General features: G+C 69.0%; 13 protein-coding genes. 1 reads left to right on the forward strand and 12 read right to left on the reverse strand.

The genetic code is table 11. From position 1 onward, the window contains the following. Positions 1–577 precede the first annotated feature (577 nt). Complete coding sequence (locus tag ABT009_RS24590; protein WP_351298788.1) at positions 578–2,095, reverse strand: DHA2 family efflux MFS transporter permease subunit; 1,518 nt, start codon at positions 2,093–2,095, stop codon at positions 578–580. Positions 2,096–2,805: 710 nt separating this feature from the next. On the opposite strand from ABT009_RS24590, the gene ABT009_RS24595 reads away from it, so the two are divergent. Then, positions 2,806–4,149 (forward strand): glycoside hydrolase family 43 protein, encoded by a 1,344-nt coding sequence (locus ABT009_RS24595; RefSeq protein ID WP_351298791.1) that lies wholly within the window; start codon positions 2,806–2,808, stop codon positions 4,147–4,149. Here ABT009_RS24595 and ABT009_RS24600 read toward each other — a convergent pair. The 11 genes from ABT009_RS24600 to ABT009_RS24650 form a co-directional block, all read right to left on the reverse strand. Then, on the reverse strand, positions 4,139–4,654 hold the full coding sequence (locus tag ABT009_RS24600; RefSeq protein ID WP_351298794.1) for an FAD-dependent monooxygenase: 516 nt from the start codon (positions 4,652–4,654) through the stop codon (positions 4,139–4,141). The two genes, ABT009_RS24595 and ABT009_RS24600, sit on opposite strands and share 11 nt — an antisense overlap. Beyond that, entirely contained in the window at positions 4,552–6,153 is a 1,602-nt protein-coding gene (locus ABT009_RS24605) for an AMP-binding protein (protein ID WP_351298797.1), read from the reverse strand. The genes ABT009_RS24600 and ABT009_RS24605 overlap by 103 nt, the downstream gene beginning before the upstream one ends. 10 nt (positions 6,154–6,163) lie before the next feature. Then, positions 6,164–7,552, reverse strand: coding sequence for an ABC transporter substrate-binding protein (locus tag ABT009_RS24610; RefSeq protein WP_351298800.1), 1,389 nt, complete (start codon positions 7,550–7,552; stop codon positions 6,164–6,166). Between the two features lie 99 nt (positions 7,553–7,651). After that, positions 7,652–8,695 carry a phosphotransferase gene (locus ABT009_RS24615; protein ID WP_351298803.1) on the reverse strand — a complete coding sequence of 348 codons (1,044 nt, stop codon included), beginning with the start codon at positions 8,693–8,695 and terminating at the stop codon, positions 7,652–7,654. Continuing rightward, on the reverse strand, positions 8,692–9,759 hold the full coding sequence (locus ABT009_RS24620; RefSeq protein ID WP_351298806.1) for a phosphotransferase family protein: 1,068 nt from the start codon (positions 9,757–9,759) through the stop codon (positions 8,692–8,694). Before ABT009_RS24620 ends, ABT009_RS24615 begins: the two co-directional genes overlap by 4 nt. Beyond that, complete coding sequence (locus ABT009_RS24625; protein WP_351298808.1) at positions 9,756–10,415, reverse strand: TetR/AcrR family transcriptional regulator; 660 nt, start codon at positions 10,413–10,415, stop codon at positions 9,756–9,758. The genes ABT009_RS24620 and ABT009_RS24625 overlap by 4 nt, the downstream gene beginning before the upstream one ends. Beyond that, positions 10,412–10,915: a nitroreductase family deazaflavin-dependent oxidoreductase gene (locus tag ABT009_RS24630; protein ID WP_351298810.1), complete on the reverse strand. Its 504-nt coding sequence runs from the start codon at positions 10,913–10,915 to the stop codon at positions 10,412–10,414. Before ABT009_RS24630 ends, ABT009_RS24625 begins: the two co-directional genes overlap by 4 nt. A 1-nt stretch (position 10,916) precedes the next feature. Continuing rightward, positions 10,917–12,164, reverse strand: a complete 1,248-nt coding sequence (locus ABT009_RS24635; protein WP_351298812.1) for a cytochrome P450 — start codon at positions 12,162–12,164, stop codon at positions 10,917–10,919. Between the two features lie 4 nt (positions 12,165–12,168). Then, positions 12,169–12,954 (reverse strand): SDR family NAD(P)-dependent oxidoreductase, encoded by a 786-nt coding sequence (locus ABT009_RS24640; protein WP_351298815.1) that lies wholly within the window; start codon positions 12,952–12,954, stop codon positions 12,169–12,171. After that, on the reverse strand, positions 12,951–13,217 hold the full coding sequence (locus ABT009_RS24645; RefSeq protein ID WP_351298818.1) for a ferredoxin: 267 nt from the start codon (positions 13,215–13,217) through the stop codon (positions 12,951–12,953). The genes ABT009_RS24640 and ABT009_RS24645 overlap by 4 nt, the downstream gene beginning before the upstream one ends. Before the next feature lie 7 nt (positions 13,218–13,224). Continuing rightward, entirely contained in the window at positions 13,225–14,427 is a 1,203-nt protein-coding gene (locus tag ABT009_RS24650) for an amidohydrolase family protein (protein WP_351298821.1), read from the reverse strand. Between the last annotated feature and the right edge of the window lie 88 nt (positions 14,428–14,515).

The following is a 14,515-nucleotide window of genomic DNA, read 5'->3' on the forward strand; positions in this document are numbered from 1 at the left end:
CAGGCCGTGCTCGCCCTGGCCCGCCGACGCGTCAACGTCATCTGGGCACTGATCCGTGACCGACGGTGTTACGTGGTGACACCACCGGTCACTAACGCCGCTTGACAACAGCATTAGGAAGCCATTTCTCTGTGAATGCGGTGAAACGCAGCGCCATGCCCGCCAGCCAGTTCTCCCTCCGCGCCGTCAGCTCCGGCTCCTGCGAGGGTGTCGTGGTCATCCAGTGTCCTCCCGTGGCGGTGTGGGCCCCGAGATCCCGTGGCCCCAGGTGTGCGGGTGCCGAGGATCATGAAGCCCATACGACCGCAAGACAATGGCGCTGATCCACACAGGTATGCGCCACTTCATATGGGGCCTCGCTATCGGGGCTGTACGTGAGCCAATGGGGTAGTGGCGGCCCGTCAGCTGGCTGCCCATCACGGCGTTGCGTGGCTGTGAGGCCGGACACCTCGTCCTCAGGGGATGTCGCAGCCCAAGTGCGCTCGTGCCACTGGAAAATCGCGCCCTCCTCCTCACCTCCGGCCCCGCACCTGCCGGAACATGACGATGCAGCGGTGGCCGAGTCAGGCGACCGGGCTCACGCCGGCGCCCCCGCCGTCTCGTCTGCAATCGTGCCGTCCTCGTCCTTCGCCCCGGACCCCGTGGGCAGCTGTGGCGCGGGCGGAGTCCGGACCAGCAGCGCGACTACCGCGGCGAGTCCGCCCAGCACCGCGCCGACGCCGAACCCCCACCGGACGCCCACGGCCAGCGCGCCGGTGGCGCTCGCGTCACCGGCTGCTGCCGCGGCGGTGGCCCGCCCCGACATGACGCTGACGATCAGGGCAGTGCCGGCCGCGGCCGAGACCTGCTGCAGCGAGCCGAGGATCGCCGAGCCGTGCGGGTAGAGGCGCGGCGGCAGCACGGACAGGCCGGAGGTGAAAACCGGGGTGAAGATGAACGCCATGCCGGCGCTCAGGGTCACGTGCAGGGCGAGCACCAGCCACGGCGAGGTCTGCTCGCCCACGAGGGCGAAGAGCGCGAGGCACAAGGCGGTCACTGCGGCGCCGGGCACGACCAGGAATGGCGCGCCCAGCCGGTCGTAGAGCTTGCCGACCTGCGGCCCGAGCAGGCCCATCGTCAGGCCACCGGGCATGAGCAGCAGCCCGGTCTGCAGCGAGGTCAGGCCACACACGTCCTGCAGGTACAACGGAAGCAGGATGAACGCGCCCATCAGCGCCATGAACGTCAGGCACAGCAGGGCAAGCGCCACGGAGAAATGACGGAACGTCAGGGCGCGCAGGTCCAGCAGCGGCGCAGACGAGCGCTGCAGCGAGAGCTGCCGCCACACGAACAGGCCAACCAGCACGGCACCCGCCAGGGTCGTGGCCAGCGGCGGCACCGGGGCCTGGGCGGCGTCCCCGGCGCCGAGCCCGCTCAGGCCGTAGACGAGGGCGCCGAAGCCCAGTGCTGCCATAAGGACGGATAGCCCGTCGATCGGGCTGACCCGCGGCTCACCGATGTTGACGAGCTTGCGCAGGCCGACGACGGCCATGGCCCCGGCGATCGGCAGCACCGCCAGGAACAGCAGCCGCCACGCCCCGAGCTGCAGCAGCACACCCGAGACCGCCGGGCCCAGGGCGGGTGCGACGGAGATGACGAGGGTGACGTTGCCCATGACCCGTCCGCGGTCTTCCGCAGGCACGAGAGTCATCAGCGTCGTCATGAGCAGCGGCATCATGACGGCGGTGCCGCTGGCCTGGATCACGCGGGCGGCCAGCAGGACGGGGAAGGAGGGCGCGGCCGCGGCGAGGGCCGTGCCGGTGAGGAACAGTGCCATGGCCAGGCCGAAGGCGGTCCGGGTCGAGACTCGCTGGAGGAACCACCCCGTTACTGGGATGACGACGGCCATGGTGAGCATGAACGCCGTTGACAGCCACCCTGCGGCCGTCGCGGTGACCTCGAAGTCGTGCATGAGCCGCGGGATCGCGTTGACCATGATCGTCTCGTTGAGGAGGACGACGAAGGTCGACAGCACGAGGATCCGCAGAACGGCGGTGACGTGGGCGGGCGACAGCGTAGGCGCTGCGTGTGGTTGGGGCATGGTGCCTTCAGTCATGGGGGTGTCCTCCGCAGGTTGTGGGTCACATATATAGACCGCAGCGGTGTGGACAACTCATCGGCGGTGCCCCGATCCTCTTGGGAATCACTGGCAACGCGCAAACCAATTTGCTGACGCTGATCGGCATGTGGTCCGCGTCGCGGCCGTGGGCCCTCGTTGCCTCAGCAGGATCGCATGCTCGGAGCGACGGAGGGCCGACCGGGTCGGGGGACCACGACCACCTGGGCCGGTCCGGGCCAGGTGACGAGAATCCGCGGACGTGAACGGGCGCCCTCCCGGGCTCGGTCCGGATGAAGCCGTCGCGGTGGCAAGCCGACAGGTGGTGGGCGTGAGCGGGTTCGGGCCGGGAGTGGATGTCGAGCGGGGTGGTGTGCCGGTGGCCGGGGAGGCTTGCTGGTGGCGGGTGCGGATCGCGATTCGGGGATCGGTCGATGCGCTGTGTTCCACCAGTCGGGCGAGCCGCCCAGGCTCTCGCCTCACAAGAATCAACAAGCAACGGCAGAACAATTGACGCGCACTCATCTCTCTTCTACCTTCTGACCGATTCACCGCACAGCGTTCGATATATCAGTCAATGGGTGAGATGGTCGCCGATCGTTCCCAGTTCCACGCGACCGTTCGCCCTCGCTCCGGCACGCCTCTTGGAGAGCAGATGAACGCAACCCCCCCACCCCGGGACCCGGCCCTCGCGTCGGCTGTTCCTCGGCATGGCCGCGACCGTGCCACTTGCCCTGACGGGCACGCTGACCATCGGCGCCCGGAACGCCAGCGCCGCGGACTCGGCCTACGTCATGGGGTACTTCACCGAGTCCCCCAGCGGCACCGGTACCGACTACGGCCTGCACCTGGCCGTCAGCACTGACAGCCTCCAGTGGATGCCCCTCAACCAGAACAACCCCGTGGTCACGCCCACCGCGGGCACCGGCGGCCTGCGCGACCCGTTCATCCTGCGCAAGCAGGACGGCACCTTCGTCGTGCTCGCCACCGACCTCAAGGGCACCGACTGGAGCCTGCAGAGCCAGTACATCCACGTCTGGAACTCCACTGACCTGCGCACCTTCACCAACTACCACCGGCTGAAGCTGCACGACATGGCCACCCACAGCTGGGCACCCGAAGCATTCTGGGACGCCTCACGCAGCCAGTACGGAATCATCTACTCCGCCGTCAATGACAGCGGCCACAACGTGATCATGGTGAACTACACCACCGACTTCGTGACGGCCTCGGCCGCGCAGGTCTTCTTCGACCCCGGCTACGACGTGATCGACGGCGACCTGGCCGTGGGTGTCAACGGCGTCAACTACCTGTACTTCAAACGGAACCAGACGCTGGTGGGCGCCAGGTCCACATCCCTCGACCCGGGCAGCTTCACCGTCTTCAGTACGCCCGTCTCGCACGGTGGCACTGAGGCCCCGATCCTCGTGAAATCCCAGACGTCGAGCACCTGGTACCTGTGGGGCGACACCTACACCCCCAACGGCGTCTTTTACGCCTGGGAGACCACCGACCTCGCCGCCGGCACCTGGACCGCACTCGACCAGCGCACCTACACCCAGCCGGTCAACTCCAAGCACGGCACCATCCAGCCGATCACCACGACCCAGTACAACGACCTCGTCGCGAAGTGGGGCGCTCCCGCCTGGAACCGGCTGAAGTCCTTCAACTACCCGGACCGTTACGTCCGACACTCCAGCTTCTTCGGCCGGATCGACCAGTACCCGTTCGACCCGTACACCGACTCGCAGTGGAAGCTCGTGCCGGGCCTCGCTGACTCCTCCGGCGTCTCCTTCCAGTCGGTCAACTACCTGACCCGCTATCTGCGGCACTACAGCTACCAGCTGCAACTGGACGTCAACGACGGCTCCACGGCCTTCTCGCAGGACGCCACGTTCTACAAGGTTCCGGGGCTGGCCGACTCCTCCTGGACGTCGTTCCGCTCGTACAACTTCCCGACGCGCTACATCAGACACTCCAACTACGTCCTGCGCATCGACCCCATCTCTACTGCCAGCGAGAAAGCCGACGCCACCTTCTCCATCAGCTACTGACGAGCCGCGCCCCCGGTCGGCTGCACCGACGCCAGCGGTCCCGGCCCCCAGCAGGGGCCGGGACCGCTGGGCGCCGTGGAGGGGCTGCAGATCCGGAGGCCGTTACGCGCCCGCGCTCGTTGACGCCGAGTCCGCCGGTGGGCGGAAACTGATGGACCGCGTCGCCGCACAACACGATGCGCCCGTGCACGAGGCATTCGGCGACAGTGACGTTCATCCACCAGGTGCCCACGCTGCGCACCTCGACGTCGACGCCGGGCACGCCGACCGTGGCGCGTATCCACTGCTGGACCTTCTCGGGTGTGCAGCTCTCGTGGCTCCACAGTCGGGCGGGACGGGGATCTGGCAGAGCCAACGTCACCGGGCGTCGAGGGCCGGCGCGCCCGGATAAGTCCAACCTGGTCAGCCGCGGGCAGCCCGCAGCTTCCGGCGCAGGACGAACTTCTGGACCTTGCCGCTCGCGTTGCGCGGGAATTCGTCCACCTGGTGCAGTTCCTCGGGCCACTTCTGCCGGGCGAGGCCGACGTGTTCGAGGTGGGCGCGCACGTCCTCGAGCGTGGGCATGGCGTGGCCGGATCGGAGCGCGAGGAATGCGGCGGCGTGCTCGCCGAGCCGCTCGTCGGGGGCTGCCACCACCACGGCCTCGGCAACGGAGGGCATGCCGAGCAGCGCCTCCTCGACCTCCAGGGCGGAGATGTTCTCGCCGCCGCGGATGATCACGTCCGACTTGCGGTCCGCGATGGTGAGGTAGCCGTCCTCGTCCAGCCTTCCGATGTCGCCCGTGTGGTACCAGCCTTCATCGTCGAACACGGACGCGGTCAGGTCCGGGTCGGTGTAGCCGAGGCACAGGTCCGGCCCCCGGGTCAGGATCTCGCCGTCCTCGGCGAGCCGGACCTCCACGCCCAACAGCGGTTCCCCGTCGGTGTACAGCCGCTTGTCCTCGGGTGCGGTCGGCAACGACCCGGTGACGGACGGGTGTTCGGTGCTGCCGTACGAGCGGTACGCCGTGATGCCGAGCCCGGCCAGCCGACGGGTCACGCCGACCGGGACGGCCGCGCCGCCGAGGCCGACGTACTTCATCTTCGGCAGGTGTTCGGCACGCCAGTCGGGATGGTCCAGCAGGCTGGTGACGTAGTAAGGCGAGCCGCCGCCGAAGGTCAGCCCCTCGTCGGCCATCAGCTGCAGCATCCGGGCCGGGTCCCAGGCGTCGATGAGGTTGACCGGCGCACCGTCCAGGACGGGGACGAGGAACGCGGTCAGCATCCCGATGAAGTGGCCCACGGGCGCGGCGGTGATCCAGTCGCCCCGGTCCGCGGGGTAGCGCCGGACGAGCTGGCGGTTCTCGAAGCCGAGCGTCTGGTGGCTGTGCACCACGCCCTTCGGGTCGCGCGTGGTGCCGGAGGTGAAGGCGATCAGCGCCGCACCGGCCGGATCCGCGGCGAGGGTGCCGGGCATCGGCTCGGCCGCGAGCAGGGCGTCGAAGTCACGCCCCACCACGCCGACGACCGGCACGTCGGCCACCAGGTCCGGCTGGTGCTCCATGCGCCCGAACCGCTCCGGCCCGATAAAGACTTTCGGTTTGGTGGCCGCCAGGATGTGGCCGAGTTCCTTGCGGCCGTAGAAGTGCACGACGGGCACCACGACCGCGCCCAGCGGGGCCGACGCCCAGAAGACGGCCGCGGCCTCCATCCAGTTCGGCAGCTGGAAGACCACGATGTCCCCGGGGCCGACGCCCCGTTCGGCCAGCCCGGCGGCCAACCGGCGCGCGACAAGTTCGACGTCGGCGAAGGTGCCCGACCACGGGCGCACCGCCGAGTGCACGTGGAATCCGGCGCCGGGGGAGGTGGCGAGGCCGCGCGCGACCAGGTCGCCGAGCGTTTCCCGGGTCCACCACCCTTCCGCCTCGTAGCGCTTGACCAGATCGACGGGGATGGTGCGCAGCCGTACGGGTTGGTCCTGAGCGGATTCCGCGACCCTCGCCGGTGACTGCGTCTGGCCGACCATGATTCCTCCTCTACTTGAAGTCGCTCATGCTCTTGCCGACGTCCTTCAGGGTCGCGGGTCTGCCGTAGGGACCGGTGAGCTTGTACGCCTTCGCGTCGCAGCGGTAGGCGCCGCGATTGGGCTTGAAGTCGGCGGGCTGCCAGCCGTCCGGGGTGGCCTTCTCGACGTTGAAGCAGTTCACCGGGGCGTCCTGTACGGAGAGATCGAGGGGCGCCTGCAAACCGCCACCCGTCCACGCGGTCTCCTTGCGGGCAGCCTCGTACAGGCACTTGCGGGTAAGCACGTCCCCGCAAGACGCGGCCGACTTGGCGAACAGCAGCCACGCGGAGAACGCCTTCACCGCCGGCATCGTCACCTGCGCCCCCGGCGCGTATTTCGCGAACAGGTCGATGACCTGCCTCGTCGCGGGGTTGGCGGCGGCCTTCTCGAGCGGGAAGGTGCCGCTGAGGTCGGCGAGGTTGTTCTGGGTGGCCAGGACCTGCCGGCCGGCGAGTTTCAGGAAGGCCGGGCCGTAGGCGTTGTTGTTGGCGTCGATCCAGTCGAGCTTGTAGTCCATGTCGGTCAGCGCCTGCTCGAGTTTCGCGAGCGAGCCGAAGTCGCCCATGAAGATCAGGCCTTTGACGCCTTTGTTCTTGATCGCCTGGGCGTAGGGTGTCCAGTTGGAGACGCCTTGTGCCGGATAGAGGTCGGTGTAGGTGATCGTCCCGCCGAAGGCCTTGAGGGTCTCCACGCGCTGGTCGAGGGAGACCTTGGTGACCGGGCTGTCGCCGGCGATGATGCCCAGGGCGCCGGCCGAGCCCGGGTAGGCCTCCGTGACGGCCCAGTGCAGCATGCCCGCGTTGCGGAAGTAGGACGGGCCGCCGGGCTGGACGGAGACCTGGAGGTCGGAGCCTTCGTTCTGGCGCTGGATCACCTGGGCGGGGAAGTCGGGCATCAGGCAGGACAGCCGTTCCTTGGTGCCCAGCCCGTCCAGGGCGGCGCTGCCGCCGACGAGGGCGAAGTCGTCGCGGCAGGCTTCGATGACGCGCTGGCGGACCTCCACCATCTTGGTGTCGCGGACGGTCGCGACGAGCTTGCGGCCGTTGATGCCTCCGGCGTCGTTGCACCAGGAGGTGAATACCTTGGCAGCGTTCGGGAATTCGGGGTTCTTGGTGAAGCCGACGTCGGACAGGACGCCGACCTGGATCTTCTTGTCGGTGACGCCCTTGGCTGGTGCGCTGGTCGGCTTGCCCGGCCCGCACACGTTCTTCAGATCGCCGAAGTCGGCGGACGCGGCCGTCCCGGGTGCATTCGTCGGCGTTCCTTCGCCGTCGGTACCACCGGAGCTGTCACGGCCGCACCCGGCCGTCAACAATGCAGCGGCCACCAAAACAGTGGTGATGGTTCTATGGGACCTCACGGGCTGCCTCCTCGGTGCTGTCGGCCGGCGTCGGGGTCGTCGGCGAGATCTCCTTGGCGGAACGGCGGAACGGCGGTACGTGTGGGACGGGACGGTGGGTCAGACGCCCAGAAGCGCGAAGCTGTCGTGCCAGGCGACGGCGCCCCCCAGGCGGTCGGTGAGGTGTTCGACGATGGGGCGGTCGACAGCGCGTGTGATGGCCCACAGGAAGAACCCGTAGGGCAGATGCGCGCGGTACGCCCACCAGGCCTCGTCGCGGGTGGGTGGAGTGCCGCCGTGGGCGGCGAGCCGGTCGAGGTAGTGGTCGAGCAGGTCGCGTTCGCTGTGGGCGCGTTCGTCGGGGTCGAGGACGGCGGCGATGTGGTAGGCGACGTCGAGGGCCCAGACGCCGTGCTGGACGACCTGCCAGTCGATGAGGCCGGGATCGCCGTCGGCGGTCTCGTACACGTTGCCGGTGTGCAGGTCGCCGTGCACCAGGCACCGCGGGTGGCCCCCGTCGAGCCTGGCGAGGCCGGCCATCGCGGCCAGCAGCCGGTCGGCGCGGCGCAGGTCCGACGGGACGCCCGGCGCCCTGCCGTCGTCGAGCTGGAGTTGCAGCTGTTCGGCACCCATGTGTCGGGCGAGTGACGCGATGCGGGGCGGGAAGGCGTTCGCCAGGTCTGCCTTCGTACTGCCCCAGGTCGCGGCGTGCAAGGCGGCGAGCTGGTCGAGGGTTCCGGCCGCCTGCTCGGTGCGAAAGCCCACCAGCGGGTCGCCGAAGCGGGCTCCGGCCGCGGTGAGGTCGTGCATCAGCACCAGCGGGTGGCCGGTTTCGTCGTCGACGGCGGCGTGTACGCACGGCGGCGTACGCACCGGCAGATTCGTCGCGAGCAGGCGGTAGAAGTCGGCCTCGGCAGGCGTCGTGCGGCGGCGGGTGACCGGGTTGAGGTACCCCTTGGCGCACAGGGCGGACGGCGCGTCGGCCGTCTCGTCGGCGTACTCGACGCGGAACCGCAGCTTGGTGGCGACGGTCTCCAGGCGGTCGGTCACCTCCACCCTGGCGACCACGGCGCCGGGATGGCATTGCGCGAGGACCGCCGTCAGCCACTCGGGGGACAGGACGACGGCTTCGTCGTGCGGCGCGGGGCCGCCCGGGAAACTCATGACAGGTCCGCCGTTCCGGTGAGGTCGAGCATCCGGCAGGAGCGTTGCAGGAACGGGTTCGCGCGCCCGTCGGCATTGGGCAGCTTCATCGACCGGCGGGTGTGCAGACCGAGCAGGCCGGCCTTGAGGCCGGCGAACACCTCGTGCCAGTGCAGGTTCTCCACCTGGCGTCCGGTCAGCTCCTGCCACAGATCGAGGGTTTCCTGCCGTGTGCCGAGCCCGTCGAGTCGTGCCACACCGAGCTCGACGCTGTGGATGTCGTCGAAGAGCAGCCACCAGCCCAGGTCGGCCATCGGACCGGCCAGGGAGGCCTGTTCCCAGTCCATGACGCCGACGACGTGGAAATCGTCGCCGAACATCATGTTGCCGATGCGGGCGTCGCCCCACGACAGTCCGCGAACGGAGGCGGGCGGTCGGTGAGTCGTCAGCCAGTCGAGGAGCGCGTGCACGGCCTCGGGGACGTCGTCGCCGAGCGCCCAGGTCGCGAACCGGCTCCAGTAGGCGAGTTGTTGCTCGTCCCCGGTCGCGCCGTGGCCGGGGCGGTCGACGAAGAGCACCTCCGCCACCGGCACACGGTGGATGGCAGCCAACTGCCGCATCGCGCTGTCCCACAGGACCCGGCGCTGGGCGGGCGTCGCCTCGGCCAGCCATCCGGACGCGTTGTAGACGGGCATGCTCACGGGCACACGGCCGCGCATGCGGCGCATGAGATAGAACGGCCGGCCGAGGACCGCGGGGTCGTCCTCGTACCACAGGGCTTCGGGGACCCGCACCGAGCCGAGGCTGCGCAGCGCTGCCAGGATGTCGTACTGGAGCCGGAACCGCGGCTCGAGGAACATCTGGTGCTCGCGCGCGGGCGCGACACGCAGAACGAGTTCGTCGACGTGATCGCCGGTCCGGGCCTCGAAGAGGATCGTCTCGTTGGAGACGCCGGCGCCCTGCGGATAGAACATCCCGGCGACGTCGACGTCCGCGACGCCGAGCCGGGCGGCCAGCCACGGACCCAGCGCAGCGGCCGCAGCATCCAGATCGCGGCCTTTGGCGAAGACGGGTGCGTCGCTCATTCCCGCTGCCCCTTTCCCGGTCCGGATTCGCCGCCCCAGGCGGACAGGCAGAACGACCACAGCTGTTCGGCGATGTCCTCGATCGGCTCCTTCGCGGTGGCGAACGCGTAGTGGTGGTAGACCGACATCACCAGCTTCATCACGAACCACGCGTCCGCGGCCGGGTCGTTCGGGCGCAACATCCCCAGGTCGGCGGCCTCCCGGAGCTCCCGCTCGACCAGGTCCGCGAAGTGCTGGTTGGCCTGGACCATCTCGTCGGGGAAGAGCTGGTAAAGGCGCCAGTGCTCGGCGGTGATGAACTTGGGCCCGGAATGGTCGCCTTCGGCGCGCAGCGAGTCGAGTGTTCCGGTGATGTAGAAGCGCAGGCGCGCGACCGGGTCCGGGAGTTGTCGCGCGGCGGCCTCGATCCGCGCGGCTTGTTCGGCGATCACATCCTCGACGACGGCTAGCAGGATCTGGTCCTTGCTTGTGAAGTGCCGGTAGATGGTCTGCAGCGCGAGCCCGGCCTCTTTCGTCAGGTCCTGGGTCGTGAAGGAGGTGCCCTTGTCCTGGATCAGGCGGTAGGCCGCGCGCGTGATCGCGGTCATCTGCTGCGCACTGCGGGCCCGCGACCGTTGTACAGCGGGCGAGCGGTCGGTTGCACGGTCCGCACTCATACGGCGGCACCTCCTCGCAGCGGAGTGAGCACGACGATCGGGATGACCCGCTCGGTACGCGTCTGGTACGCCTCGTAGTTGGGCCAATAGCCGACCACGGTCTTCCACAGGCGCGCCCGTTCCGCCTCCGACGCGGTGCGCGCGACGACCGGGATGTGTGCGGCCTTCACCTGGATCTCGGCCTGCGGGCGGGCCAGGAGGTTCAGGTACCACGACGGGTGTTTCGGCGCGCCGCCGGTGGACGCGACGACGAGGTAGTCGTCGCCGTCGCGTCCGAAGATGAGGGCTTTGGTCCGGGGCTGGCCGGTCGTGCGCCCCGTGGTGGTCAGCAGAAGGATCGGCACGCCGTTCCATTCGTAGCCGACCTCGCCCTCGGTCTCCTGGTAGCGGGCCACGTGTTCGGCGCCGACCAGGGACAAGTCCGGTGGACGATAGCCGGATTCGGTCATGGTCGTGCCTTTCGTGTAGAGATGCTCGCGGTGCTCGAGGTGCCCTGGCACGTCATCCGAACACCACCGGGATTTCGGTGGCTCCTCGTTCGTAGAGGCCGATGAACCGGGGTGGTTCGGCGTCCGGGTCGAGGCGCAGGTTCGGCAGTCGGTCGAGGAGCGCACTGATTCCGATGCGCATCTCGGCGCGGGCGACATGCATGCCCAGGCACACATGCGCGCCGCCGCCGAACGCGAACGACGGCCGCAGTCTCCGGGTGATGTCGAACTCGTTCGGGCGCTCCCAGCGCGCCGGATCGCGGTTGGCCGCGCCCAGGCACAGGTGCAGGACGGACCCTTCCGGCAGGTGCACGCCGTGGAAGTCGACGTCCCGGGTGACGTAGCGGGAGAACATCGGGTCGGTCGGCGTCCAGCGCAACGCCTCTTCGATCGCCGGGCGCAGCAGAGCGCGATCCTCGCGTACCGCCTCGAGCAGCTCCGGCCGTTGCAGCAGCGCGGTGAGCGTGATGCCCATCTGCTTCCACGTGGTGCCGGATCCCGCGGTCAGCAGCAAGACCGCGAACGAGTAGATCTCGGCATCGCTGAGCCGGTGCGCGACGCCGTCCTCGTCGGTCATCTCGGCCTCGACCAGGACGCTGATCAGATCGTCCTGGGGCGACTCACGGCGGGCCGCGACGATGGGACGGAGGATCTCCACGATCGCCGCGGGGTTCCTGAGGGCGGCGCGGATGTCCAATGCCTTCTCGACGGGCACGCCGAAGCTGCCGGTGATGGTGAGGACCGGGATCGCGGCGCAGAAATCCACGTTCAGCTCGGCGTGTCCGGCGTCGGCGAAGCCGTCGATGAGCAGGTCGACGGTGTGCTCGATCCAGTTGCGGATCCACCATTCGGCCTTGCCGGGTACGAAGGACGGTTGGACCAGGGCCCTGTAGCGCCGGTGTCGGCGGCCTTCCATCGCGATCATGCTGTTGCTGACCGCGAGTGAGCCGTTGCCGGGGTCGACCGGGGTTGGGGAGGCGGCGAAGACCTCGGCGTCGCGGTACGCAGCGTCGCAGGCGGCGTAGGTGAACGCGGAGAAGTGCGGCCGGTCGGGATGCGGCAGTCCCTGAAAGTTCGCCGGCCCGTCGTACCCGGTCAGTTCGTGCACCGTTCCCGGGTGCACGGCGGCCTGTTCCCGCAACCGGTGCCAGACCGGGTAGGGGTCTCCCTCGTACCCGCCGCCGACTTCCGCGAGGTAGGCGCCGCGGAGGTCGAACAGTTCGCGGACGCGGTCGCGGTCGAGTTGCTCGGTCGTGGTCATGGGTTCACCTCGCCGTGTAGCCGCCGTCGACCGGCAGCATGACGCCGGTGACGTTGGCGGCCTTGTCGGACACCAGATAGACCGCGGCCTCGGCACAGTCCTCGGCGGTGATCGCCCGGCCGAGCGGGTGAGTCGCCGCGACCCGCTGAGCCGTCTTGGTCAGTACCTCGGAGTCGGCGTCGAGGCCGCCGGCAGCCATGAAGTTCGTGTAGGGCATGCCGGCCGGGCCGATGGCGTTGGCCCGGATACCGAACGGCGCGCCCTCGATGGCGACCGCGCGGGTGAGCTGGTGTACGGCCCCCTTGGTGGCTCCGTAAACCGAACCGCCCCAGGCGACAAGGCCCGCGACGGAGCCGGTGTTGAGGATGACCCCGCCGCCCTGGCGTTTGAACTGGATCACGGCGTGCTTGCAGCCGAAGAACACGCCGCCGAGATTGACCGCGACCAAGCGTTGGAAATCCTCGGCGGTGTGGTCCTCCAGGGTCGCGCCAAGGCGCGGCGTCGGGATGCCCACGTTGTTGAAGAGAATGTCGAGCCGACCGAAATGCTCTACCGTCGCGGCCACAAGGGCCGCGACGTCGTCCTCGCGGGAGACGTCGCACGCGATGGCCATGGCGGTGCCGCCGGTCTTGTTGATCCGACGAGCGGTCTCTTCCGCCTTCTGAACGTCGATGTCGGCGCAGACGACGCGAGCGCCCTCTTCGGCGAAACGCAGCGCCGACGCGGCGCCGACACCTGATCCGGCGCCGGTGACGATGGCGGTCTTTCCGTCGAGCAGCACGCGGCTCACCTCCCTTCCTCTTCGGTCGCGGGTCGTGCGGTGGCCGATCCGTCCGCGGTGTGTCCGTTGGTCGCGGGTGCGTGGGTCGTCAAGCGCAGTGCCTGGGTCGGGCAGCCCTCGACGGCGGTGTGTACCGCGTCGAGTGGGTCGCCGTGGTCGTGGACGACGGCTTTGGCTTCGTCGTCGTGGGTGAAGGTGTCCGGGGCGTACAGGACGCAGATGCCGCTGCCGAGGCATCTGTCCCGGTCGACGGTGACGGTCCAGCCGGGCACGTCAGGCCTACGCGAGGACAGGCGGTGCGGCCGGTGTGAACCGGTAGAGCCGTTCGGCGTTGCCGCGCACGATCTTGTACTGCGTCTCCGCCGGCAGATGGTCGATGCGGCTCTTGACGGTCTGGATGCAGTCGGGCCAGGTCGAGTCGGAGTGCGGGTAGTCGGTCTCGCACATGATGTTGTCCTCGCCGATCTCGTCGATGCTGGCGATGCCGTGCACGTCGTCGATGAAGCAGCCGAAGACGTGGTCGCGGAACGTGGCGCGGACGTCGAGGGTGTCGAGGTCGACCGCGTCGCTCCCGGCGTGGTCGCCGAACCGCATGCCGCGCTTTACCCAGTGGCGCTGCTTGTCCAGGACCTGCTCGGCGCGCTCGAGGAAGTACGGCATCCAGCCGATCTCGCCTTCCGACAAAGCGATCTTCAGCTTGGGGTAGCGCTGGAACATGCCGCTGAACAGCCACGACAGCATCGCCCCCGAGGTGCGCGTGGCACCCCACGCGAGATTGGCCAGGAACGGCGCGTCGGGCGCGATCTGCGGCACCCGCGAGGAGGAGCCGACGTGCATCGACACGACCATCTCCAGGTCGTTCGCTGCGGCCATCACCGGATCCCAGTAGCGGCCCGCGTCGTGGATGGTGGGCAGGCCGAGCGGCGCCGGGTTCTCCGAGAACGCGAACGAGGTGGCGCCCTTGGCCGCGCAGCGCTCGAGTTCCCTGGCCGCGAGCGGCGGGTCCCACAGCGGGATGAGGACGAGGGGGATGTAGCGGCCGGGTGCGGCGCCGCACCACTCCTCGATCATCCAGTCGTTGTAGGCCTGGAGACACACGAAGCCGAACTCGCGGTCGCTGGCTTCCATGAACAGCTGTCCGCAGAAGCGGGTGACCGTGGGGAAGCACAGCGAGGCGAGGATCCCGGCCCTGTTCATGTCCTCGACCCGGGCGGTCGGATCGTAGCAGCCGGGCCGCATCTCGCTGTAGGGCAGCGGCTCGGGGCTGAACTCCTCCTTCGACTTGCCTACGACGGCGCTCAGGCCGGAGCTGGGGTAGCGCTTGCCGTCGTAGACCCAGAAGTCCAGACCGTTGTCGTCGAACTCCATGTGCGGGGCACGGTCGCGGTCGGCCTTCGGGACGCGGTCGACCCACAGGTGAGGGGGCTCCAGGACGTGGTCGTCGACCGAGATCAGCCAGTCGAGCGAGAGATCGGTGGACACGTCGGCTCCTTTACGTCGGGACGAACTCATCGGGTTTACGTTCGGGCGAAGTCATCGGGACGAACTCATCGCAGTTCCCGTTGGCACG

This window comes from Streptomyces sp. NPDC002896 (assembly GCF_040295225.1).
Taxonomy (GTDB): domain Bacteria; phylum Actinomycetota; class Actinomycetes; order Streptomycetales; family Streptomycetaceae; genus Streptomyces.